This is a genomic window from Pseudomonas sp. (assembly GCF_049590575.1).
Lineage (GTDB): Bacteria > Pseudomonadota > Gammaproteobacteria > Pseudomonadales > Pseudomonadaceae > Aquipseudomonas.
In genome coordinates this window covers 1-9,771 of sequence record NZ_JBAWDE010000059.1, presented here as the reverse complement: position 1 = coordinate 9,771, position 9,771 = coordinate 1, and the positions used below count along the sequence as shown (strand labels likewise).

The following is a 9,771-nucleotide window of genomic DNA, read 5'->3' as shown; positions in this document are numbered from 1 at the left end:
CATCCATCCCGCGCCCGTCGCGGGATGGATGCAGCCCTGGTGATTGATCGACCGCAATATCCACACAGAAAAACCAACAAATCGCCAATAGGCACTTGCTATTCTACGAATAAGAATTATTCTCATTGAAACTTATCAAGGAGAACGACCATGACTTATTTGATAGATGCCTGGCTGGATCGCCCACACCCTTACCTGCGGATCCTGCATCGGGAAACCGGCGAAGTGTGCGCGGTGCTTGAGGAAGAAGCGCTGAATGAGCTGCAGGACCAGGGCGACCTGGACGTCAATGGCCTGAGTTCCAGTGAGCCTGGAGTGCTGAAGGAGGTGGTACGTAACCTGTTTCTGTTCTGCTATGCCCGAGCGTTGCGCCCGGCGACGGAGCTCAATGGCAAGTTCCATCCATGAACAACCCCGAAACAACTGAATGCACCGGCCTCATGTGGGAGCCGGGCTTGCCCGCGATACAGACGACTCGGTCAAACCCGCTACCGAGGTGATGCCATCTCAGGCAAGCCAGCTCCCACATAGAGCCGGGCGCAATCAACAGGTCTTACAAAACGTCGAGCAGCTCGACGTCGAACACCAGAACGCTGTGCGGCGGAATGCTGCCAACGCCTTGAGCGCCGTAAGCCAGTTCGCTCGGCACGTACAGACGCCATTTGCTGCCGGCATTCATCAGTTGCAGGGCTTCGGTCCAGCCGGCGATCACGCCGCCAACCGGGAATTCTGCAGGCTGGCCACGCTCGTAGGAGCTGTCGAACACAGTGCCGTCGATCAGGGTGCCGTGGTAGTGCGTACGCACTTGGTCTTCACGGCTAGGTTTGGCGCCAGTACCGGCAGTCAGCACTTCAAATTGCAGGCCGGAAGCCAGAGTGGTGATGCCATCACGCTTGGCGTTTTCAGCCAGGAATGCCAGCCCAGCGCCCGCAGCCGCTTCAGCCTTGGCAGCCGCTTCGGCTTGCATGATTTCGCGGATAACCTTGAAGCTGGCGGCCATTTGCTCTTGGTCGACACGGCTTGGCTTGCCGGCGAAGGCGTCGGTCAGGCCGGCCAGGATAGCGTCCAGGCTCACACCCGGTGGTGGGTTGTCACGCAGTTGGTCGCCCAACTGACGGCCGATACCGTAGCTGACGCGGGTTTCGTCGGTGGACAGATTAACTTCGGACATGAAGAGGCTCCGCTGTAGGACAACACGGGTTTTACCGGGCTGCCCAGAACTAAAAGGGCCAGCAGACTAGCACACAAGCCCCGCCCATGATCAGCCCCCCTCCCCGGCCAGCCACTGCGATGGCGACCCTTCGTCGCACCTGACGAAATAGCATTTCAGATTCGCGCCTTGCCGCCGATACAGCCCTACACAGCAGCTGGCTCCAAAATCAATAACCGTCCAGCACACCCCCATCTTTCTTGCGGAGCATTCGATGAATAGCTGGTTCGGTAACATCAGCGTCAACCTCAAACTGGGCCTGGGCTTCGGCCTGGTGCTTGTCCTCACGTCGATTCTGGCATTGACCGGCTGGACCAGCCTGGGCGGCCTGATCGACCGTAGTAACTGGATGAGCGACATCACCCAGCTCAACGCGTCGCTGACCAAGCTGCGTATCGTGCGCCTGCAATACATGTTGGCCAACGGCGACGAGGCCGTGGCACAGAACGTACAAACCAATCTTGATGCCTTCGCTGCCCAGCAACAGAAGCTCCTGGACAGCTTCAAGAGCCCGGAAAACCTCAAGCTGCTCAACGAACAGAAAGCCGTGATCACGGCCTACCAGCAGTCATTGAACAAAATGCGTGAGGCCTACCGAAACGGCAACGCCTCTCGCCAGGTCATGGGCGACAAGGCTGACATCGCCAACGCACAGATCGAAGCGCTGGACACCAAAGTGCAGCAAATGCCCGAAAGCCCGGAGCGTTTCAGCCAGTTCCAGGCCGTGACCGGCGCCAAAGAAGCATTCATGTTGGCCCGCTATGAAGTGCGTGGCTACATCGCTAACGTCAGCCCGGAAACCGAAGCCCGCGCCGCCGCACAAATTGAAAAAGCTATCGGTGGCTTGAAAGGCCTCAGCAGCGTATTCAGTGCGAACGAACAAAGCGCGCTGACCGCGCTGGAAACCGCCCTTGGTGCCTACCGCACCGCCGTGCAGAACTACAAGGCCGCCAACGCCGATATCGTCGCAGCCCGCGCTGAAATGACCACCCAGGGCACGGATATCGTGACCATCAGCGACAAGCTCTACGACATCCAGCTGGATCGCCGTGACGCCGAAAGCGCCCAGGCCCGCAGCCTGCAATTGGTCAGCACCTTGCTGGCGCTGCTGGTCGGCATCATCGCCGCATGGGTTATTACCCGCCAGATCACCCGCCCGATCCAGGAAACCCTGGCCGTGGTGGAGCGCATCGCTTCCGGCGACCTGAGCCACAACATCCAGGTCACCCGTCGCGATGAACTGGGCGTACTGCAACAAGGCATCCAGCGCATGGGCACCACCCTGCGTGAGCTGATCAGTGGTATTCGCGACGGCGTGACCCAGATCGCCAGCGCCGCTGAAGAACTGTCGGCGGTTACCGAGCAGACCAGTGCCGGCGTGAACAGCCAGAAGATCGAGACCGACCAGGTCGCCACCGCGATGCATGAAATGACCGCCACCGTGCAGGAAGTGGCACGCAACGCCGAGCAGGCATCCCTGGCCGCCGCCGATGCCGATGGCCAAGCCCGCGCCGGCGACAAAGTGGTGGCCGAAGCCATCGCCCAGATCGAGCGCCTGGCCGCCGAAGTGGCGCGTTCCACCGATGCCATGACGCACCTGCAGCAAGAGAGCAACAAAATCGGCAGCGTGATGGACGTGATCAAGGCGGTTGCCGAACAGACCAACCTGCTGGCCCTCAACGCCGCAATCGAAGCGGCGCGTGCCGGTGAAGCCGGCCGTGGCTTTGCCGTGGTGGCCGACGAAGTGCGTGGCCTGGCCCAACGCACGCAGAAATCCACCGAGGAAATCGAAGGCCTGGTCGCCGGCCTGCAGAACGGTACCCAACAAGTCGCCAACGTGATGAACAACAGCCGCAGCCTTACCGACAGCAGTGTCGAGCTGACGCGCAAGGCTGGTGTGTCACTGGAAAACATCACCCGTACGGTGTCGAACATCCAGTCGATGAACCAGCAGATCGCCGCCGCCGCCGAACAGCAAAGCGCCGTGGCCGAAGAGATCAGCCGCAGCATTGTGAACGTGCGTGACGTCTCCGAGCAGACCGCCACCGCGAGTGACGAGACGGCGAAGTCGAGCGTGGAACTGGCGCGTTTGGGCAGCCAGTTGCAACAGATGGTCAGCCATTTCCGCGTGTAAAAAACCACAATCACTCACTGGAACTGCAATAAAAAACCGCCCTGCCCAGGCGGTTTTTTATTGCCCGCGATTTATCGATCAGCCCTCGCCTTCCTCGACAAACACCAGCCGATTACCAAACGGGTCCTTGATGCTCATTTCCCTCGAGCCCCACGGCGTTTCCTCAACCCCGGGCTTGGCATAACGATAATCCTTGCCCTGCAGTTGCTGCTGGTACGCGTCCACACCTTGCGCCTGAATCCGCACCGCCGAACCCGGCGATGCATCGCCATGGTGCTCAGTCAGATGCAACACGCACTCGCCCAACGACACCTGCAGATACAACGGATAATTCGCCTCGAAGCGATGCTGCCAATCAACCTTGAACCCGAGGAAGTCGACGTAGAATTCCAACGCCTTGACCTCGTCGAAAATCCGCAAAATGGGAATGACTTTTCCTAAGTGCATGGCAACCGCTCCGTCTATAAGAGCGCCCACTATAGAGACGAAAACCCGCGACGCAAATCCCCGCTGCGAGCCAGGAATCGCCCCGGCCGCTGACCGTTGGCCTGCCCATCGCTGTAGCTCAACACGCCATTGACCCACACGCCATCAATGCCCTCGGCAGCACGTTGCGGCGCGTTGAAGTCCGCCACATCGCGCACGCGCACCGGGTCGAACAGCACCAGGTCAGCCCAGTGCCCTTCACGGATTTCCCCGCGCTCGGCCAGGCCAAAACGCGCCGCCGACAAGCCGGTCATCTTGTGTACCGCCGTATGCAACGGGAACAACCCCACATCCCGGCTGAAATGCCCCAGCACCCGTGGGAATGCGCCCCACAAACGTGGATGCGGAAACGGGTCTTCGGGCAACCCGTCCGAGCCCACCATCGACAGCGGATGCGCCAGGATGCGTCGTACATCAGCCTCATCCATCCCGTAGTACACCGCCCCCGCCGGTTGCAGACGACGTGCTGCGTCCATCAGCGAAACATCCCACTCGGCGGCGATGTCCTGCAAGTCGCGGCCACCGACCTCGGGGTGCGGCGTCGACCAGGTGATGGTGATCCGGAACGCATCGGTGACTTGCTTGAGGTCCAGGGTCGAAGAGCTGGCGGCATAGGGATAACAATCACACCCCACCGGGTGGGTTTTCGCCGCAAGCTCCAGCTTCGCCAGCAGCTGCGGACTACGCCCCCAGTTACCGGCGCCGGCACATTTGAGGTGGGAAATAATCACCGGTGCCTGGGCATGCCGGCCAATCAGGAAAGCTTCGTCCATCGCCTCCAGCACCGGTTCGAATTCGCTGCGCAAATGGGTGGTGTACACCGCACCAAAAGCCGTGAGTTCCTCACTCAGTTGCAGTACTTCATCGGTCTCGGCATTGAACGCGCTGGCGTAAGCCAGGCCTGTGGATAAACCCAGGGCGCCGGCGGCGAGACTCTCCTGCAATTGCACACGCATGGCCGCGATTTCGCCAGGCGTGGCGGTGCGGTGCAAGTCGTCCATATGGTTGCTGCGCAGCGCCGTATGGCCGATCAGCGCGGCGACATTAACGGCAGGATGGGCGCCTTCTACGGCGGCGCGGTAGTCGGCAAATCGCGGATAGACGAAGGCCTCACGTGTGCCCAGCAGGTTCATCGGGTCTGGCGGCTCGCCCAGCAGGCTCACCGGAGAGGCGCTGATGCCACAGTTGCCGACGATCACCGTGGTCACGCCCTGGCTGAGCTTGGGCAGCATCTGCGGATGGCGGATCACCACCGTGTCATCGTGGGTGTGCACATCAATGAAACCCGGCGCCAAGACGCGGCCATTGGCCTCGATTTCATGCTCGGCCAGCGCTGTCGACAAATCGCCGATCGTCTCGATGCGCCCGTCGCGCAGCCCCACATCGGCGACGTAACCCGGGGTGTTGCTGCCATCAATGATCAGCGCCTGGCGAATCAGCGTGTCGTACTTCATATCAATCTCCAAGCGGCAGGCTGTCTGGGCCGCCGCGATAATCGTCCAGGGCCAGCTTGATCCGGCGCAGGCGTTCCTGATTGTCGTCCGGCATGGCCAGCGCCAGCTCGGTAGCGAGCAGGTCAATGGCCAGCAGCATGCCGTAGCGCGCCGCCGTGGGCTTGTAGATAAAACTGGTTTCAGCCGGCTGCAGCGGCAGCACTACATCCGCCAACCGGGCCAAGGGGGAGTCGGCCAGGGTGATGGCGATGATGCGCGCGTCGTAGTTGCGGGCCAGTGCGACCACGTCCAGCAGCTCGGGCGTAAGGCCGGTGAGCGAGCAGACAATCAGCGCGTGCTCCGGCCCCAGCGTCGCCGCCGTGACCCGCATCATCACCGGGTCATGGCTGGCGGCAATCGAATAACCCAACCGCACCAAACGCACCTGCAACTCGTCGCTGCACAGGCTCGACGGGCCGCCCATGCCAAACGCGTGGATCATCCGCGCCTTGCCCAGCAGGTTGACTGCGTCGGCAAAACTCGCCTGGTTAAACCCTGACAGGTGCTGACGCAACGTCGCTTCGATGTCGCCGAGGATCTGCCGGTGAAAGGCCGACTGCTCCGGCAACCCGGTCGGGTCCAGGAAGCGGCTGCCAACGCCACTCGCCTGCGCCAGCTGCAAGCGCAAATCACGCAAATCCCGGCAACCCACGCTGCGCGCAAAACGCGACAAGGTCGCGGTGCTGACCTCGGCCCGCTGGGACAAGGCTTCCAGGCTGGCCGACGCGGCAAAGCCCACGTCATCGAGCATCAGCTTGGCGATACGCCCTTCACCGGCGCTGAAAGCGTCCTGGCGGGCGCGGATCTGGTAGAGGATGTCCATGGAGGCTCCGGGTTACAGAATAAGGCTCATAACACCAGTGAAAGGCCGTAGGTAAGAGCGAACGCGACCACTGAAATCAAGGTTTCCAGCACCGTCCAGGTCTTGAAGGTCTGGATCACTGTCATATTGAAGTATTCCTTGATCAGCCAGAAGCCGCCGTCGTTGACGTGGGAAAAGATTACCGAGCCCGCGCCGGTAGCCAGCACCAGCAACTCAGGATGTGGATAACCCAGGCCCATGGCCACTGGCGCGACCACCCCGGATGCGGTGGTCATCGCCACCGTCGCCGAGCCAGTGGCGATACGCATCAGCGCAGCAAACAGCCAGCCCATTACCAGTGGCGACAAATGGAACGCATGGGCCAGGCCGAGGATTTCATTGGTCACGCCGGCGTCCACCAAGATGCGGTTCAAGCCGCCGCCGGCGCCTACCAGCAAGGTGATACTCGCGGTCGGTGCCAGGCATTCATTGGTGAACTTGAGGATCGATTCGCGGTTGAAGCCTTGGGCCAGGCCCAGGGTATAGAAGCTCACCAGGGTCGCCACCAGCAGCGCGATCACCGAGTTGCCGATAAACAACAGGAACTGGTTGAAACCGCTGCCCGGTGTGGAAATCACGTTGGCCCAACCGCCGATCATCATCAGCACCACCGGCAACAGAATGGTGCCCATGGTCAGCGCAAAGCTCGGCAGACGGCTACGCGGCTCGCGCTCGATAAACTGGCGTTCCAGCGGGTTTTCCGCCGGCAAGTGAATGCGCGGCACGATGAATTTGGCGTACAGCGGGCCGGCGATGATCGCCGTGGGGATGCCGATCAGAATCGCGTACAGCACGGTCTGCCCGACCGACGCGTTATACGCCAGCACCGCCATCATCGCCGCCGGGTGCGGCGGTACCAGCGCATGCACCACCGACAGCCCGGCGACCATCGGCAAACCGACCATCAGGATCGACACCCCAACGCGCCGCGCCACGGTGAACGCGATCGGCACCAGCAACACAAAACCGACCTCGAAAAACAGCGGCAACCCCACCAGGAACGCGATGCACACCATGGCCCAGTGCGCATTGCGCTCGCCAAACCGGTTGATCAGCGTACGCGCCACCTGCTCGGCACCGCCGGACTCGGCCATCATCTTGCCAAGCATGGTGCCCAGCGCCACGACCAGGGCGATATGCCCCAGGGTTTTACCGACACCCGCCTCGTAGGAACCCATGATGGTGTCCGCCGGCATCCCGGCCATCAGCGCCAGGCCGATAGATACCAGGGTGATGACGATAAACGGGTTGAGTCGGTAACGTGCGATCAGCACGATCAATGCAATGATGGCGATGGCAGCGTACGCCAACAGCCCAAAGCCCGGTGATGCGGCCATGCGGTACTCCTCGGAAAGGGTCACGTCGAATTGGTTGTGAAACTCATAAATCATTCCCGAGGTGGATTTTCAAACGTTATGAAAGTAATTTTCGCCCACGGATAAGCGCTGTCGCGTTGGGATATGCCCAACGGCAGTCGATGAAAATTCGCGGGGTGTTCTTACATGAAGATCAGCGGTTGCCGGAAACTCGGCAGCGGCGGTTGAGTCATAGAATGCGCATCCACTCATGCCCAGGAAAATCGACCATGATTCGCACCTCACTCGCCGCTGGCGCCCTGCTTCTGGCCGTAAGCGGCGCCGCCTCGGCCGCCGATAACGCCGCGCTGAAAAAATGCATGGACGGCGCCAACACCACCGCCGACATGGTCAGTTGCAACACTCAGCAAGCCAAGGTCCAGGACGAGCGCCTGAACCGCGCCTACAAAACCGCCCTCGCCGCCCAGGACGGCGCGCGCAAGCAGCAACTGCAGGACGTGCAACGCCTGTGGATCAAATACCGCGACGCCAATTGCGCCTTCGCCGGCAGTGCCACCGGCGGCACCATCGACCAGGTCAATGGCTCGGGCTGCGTGCTGGACATGACCCGGACCCGCGCCCAGGAACTCGAAGACCTGGTCGGGCCGTGATCAGTCGTGATGAACCTTGGCGCGCTTGAGCAGCTTCTTGCAGCGCTCCGACAGATGCAGCACCCGCAGATGCTTGCCGGCCTTGCTGTAGCGCTCGCGCAAGGTCATCAACGCGGCAATCGCTGAATAGTCGACAAAGCTCAGGTGGCGGCAATCGAGCGTCACCTGGGCCGGGTCATTGGCCGGGTCGAACTGGTTCAGGAACGGCGTGGTCGAGGCAAAAAACAGCGTGCCGTGCAGGCGATAGAGCTTGCTGCCGTCAGCCTCCAGATGCTCATCGGCATACAGTTCACGCGCCTGTTGCCAGGCAAAATTCAGCGCCGCAATCACAATGCCGCACAGCACAGCGGTGGCCAGGTCGGTGAACACGGTGATCACCGTCACCGCGACAATCACCAGCACGTCATTGAGCGGCACTTTGTTGATCACCCGCAGCGACGCCCAGGCAAAGGTCTGCTGGGACACCACAAACATCACGCCAACCAGCGCCGCCAGCGGAATCCGTTCGATCAACGGCGACAGAAACAGAATGAACAGCAGGATCATCACCCCGGCAAACACCCCGGAGAAGCGCCCGCGCCCGCCGGAACTGAGGTTGATCACGGTTTGCCCGATCATCGCGCAACCGCCCATGCCGCCGAACAGGCCCGAAACCATGTTTGCCGCGCCCAGGGCCACGCTTTCGCGGTCGGGGTAGCCACGGGTTTCGGTGATTTCGTCGGTGAGGTTCAGCGTGAGCAGGGTTTCCAGCAGGCCGACCATGGCCATCAGGAACGCGTAGGGCGCGATGATGCCAAGGGTCTCCAGGGTCCAGGGGATCTGCGGCAGCGCGAAGGTCGGCAGGCCGCCGGCGATGTGGGCCATGTCGCCGAGGGTGCGGGTGGGCAGGCCCAGCAGGTACACCGCCAGGCCCACGCCGAGGATCGCCACCAACGCCGGCGGCACCGCGCGGGTGATGCGCGGCAGCAGGTAGACGATGGCCATGGTCACCGCCACCAGCCCTGTCATCACATACAACGGCGTGCCGCTGAGCCAGGTTTCACCGCTTTTGAAATGCTCCAACTGGGCCAGGGCAATGATGATCGCCAGGCCATTGACGAACCCCAGCATCACCGAGTGCGGCACCATGCGCACCAGCTTGCCCAGGCGCAGCAGGCCGAACGCGACCATGATCAGCCCGCCCAGCAGCACCGTCGCCAGCAGGTACTCCACGCCGTGTTGCACCACCAGCGCGACGATCACCACTGCCATCGAGCCGGCCGCACCGGACACCATGCCGGGCCGGCCGCCGAACAACGCGGTCAGGGTGCAAATGATAAAAGCGCCGTAGAGCCCCATCAGCGGGTTGAGATGGGCCACCAGGGCAAAGGCGATGCATTCGGGCAGCAGTGCAAAAGACGTGGTGAGGCCGGCCAGGGCGTCGGCGCGCAGACGGGTGAGGTTCATTGAAGTACCGGGGAATAGCGGGGATAAGGCTGGGGATGGTACGGAATTGCGGCGGGTGGGGCTAGTGAAGTATCAGGTCAGATAGACCGAGTTGCCCCTTTCGCGAGCAAGCCCGCTCCCACATTTTGATGTGTGAATACATTCAAAGGTGGGAGCGGGCTTGCTCGCGAATGC

The 9,771-nt window shown here is 61.7% G+C and carries 9 protein-coding genes and 1 pseudogene; 4 read left to right on the top strand and 6 right to left on the bottom strand.

Features of this window, described 5'->3' with window-relative positions; genetic code table 11:
* Positions 1–150 precede the first annotated feature (150 nt).
* The gene (locus WBR57_RS04455) at positions 151–408 is read left to right on the top strand and encodes a hypothetical protein (RefSeq protein WP_003194088.1); all 258 of its coding nucleotides are present in this window, start codon (positions 151–153) and stop codon (positions 406–408) included.
* Between the two features lie 145 nt (positions 409–553).
* Here WBR57_RS04455 and WBR57_RS04450 read toward each other — a convergent pair whose 3' ends face one another.
* Positions 554–1,171: an FKBP-type peptidyl-prolyl cis-trans isomerase gene (locus tag WBR57_RS04450; RefSeq protein WP_424082493.1), complete on the bottom strand. Its 618-nt coding sequence runs from the start codon at positions 1,169–1,171 to the stop codon at positions 554–556.
* 253 nt (positions 1,172–1,424) lie between these two features.
* On the opposite strand from WBR57_RS04450, the pseudogene WBR57_RS04445 reads away from it, so the two are divergent.
* Both WBR57_RS04445 and WBR57_RS04440 read left to right on the top strand, forming a co-directional pair.
* Positions 1,425–2,441, top strand: a pseudogene (locus WBR57_RS04445) (methyl-accepting chemotaxis protein); the annotation flags it as partial.
* A 39-nt stretch (positions 2,442–2,480) separates the two neighbouring features.
* Complete coding sequence (locus tag WBR57_RS04440; protein ID WP_370636473.1) at positions 2,481–3,344, top strand: methyl-accepting chemotaxis protein; 864 nt, start codon at positions 2,481–2,483, stop codon at positions 3,342–3,344.
* A 78-nt stretch (positions 3,345–3,422) separates the two neighbouring features.
* On the opposite strand, the gene WBR57_RS04435 is transcribed toward WBR57_RS04440, so the two are convergent.
* Genes WBR57_RS04435 through WBR57_RS04420 form a run of 4 tightly spaced genes read right to left on the bottom strand, consistent with a single transcriptional unit; the run spans position 3,423 to position 7,522 of the window.
* The gene (locus tag WBR57_RS04435; protein ID WP_424082491.1) at positions 3,423–3,791 is read right to left on the bottom strand and encodes a glyoxalase superfamily protein; all 369 of its coding nucleotides are present in this window, start codon (positions 3,789–3,791) and stop codon (positions 3,423–3,425) included.
* Between the two features lie 29 nt (positions 3,792–3,820).
* Positions 3,821–5,284, bottom strand: coding sequence for an N-acyl-D-amino-acid deacylase family protein (locus WBR57_RS04430; RefSeq protein WP_424082489.1), 1,464 nt, complete (start codon positions 5,282–5,284; stop codon positions 3,821–3,823).
* Position 5,285: 1 nt separating this feature from the next.
* A complete protein-coding gene (locus WBR57_RS04425) occupies positions 5,286–6,146 on the bottom strand; it encodes a MurR/RpiR family transcriptional regulator (protein ID WP_424082487.1) in 861 nt (286 codons plus the stop codon).
* A 26-nt stretch (positions 6,147–6,172) separates the two neighbouring features.
* Complete coding sequence (locus tag WBR57_RS04420) at positions 6,173–7,522, bottom strand: gluconate:H+ symporter (RefSeq protein ID WP_424082485.1); 1,350 nt, start codon at positions 7,520–7,522, stop codon at positions 6,173–6,175.
* Positions 7,523–7,770: 248 nt separating this feature from the next.
* Between WBR57_RS04420 and WBR57_RS04415 the strand changes: the two genes are divergently transcribed.
* Complete coding sequence (locus WBR57_RS04415; protein ID WP_424082483.1) at positions 7,771–8,151, top strand: lysozyme inhibitor LprI family protein; 381 nt, start codon at positions 7,771–7,773, stop codon at positions 8,149–8,151.
* Here WBR57_RS04415 and WBR57_RS04410 read toward each other — a convergent pair whose 3' ends face one another.
* Complete coding sequence (locus tag WBR57_RS04410) at positions 8,152–9,597, bottom strand: SulP family inorganic anion transporter (RefSeq protein ID WP_424082481.1); 1,446 nt, start codon at positions 9,595–9,597, stop codon at positions 8,152–8,154.
* Between the last annotated feature and the right edge of the window lie 174 nt (positions 9,598–9,771).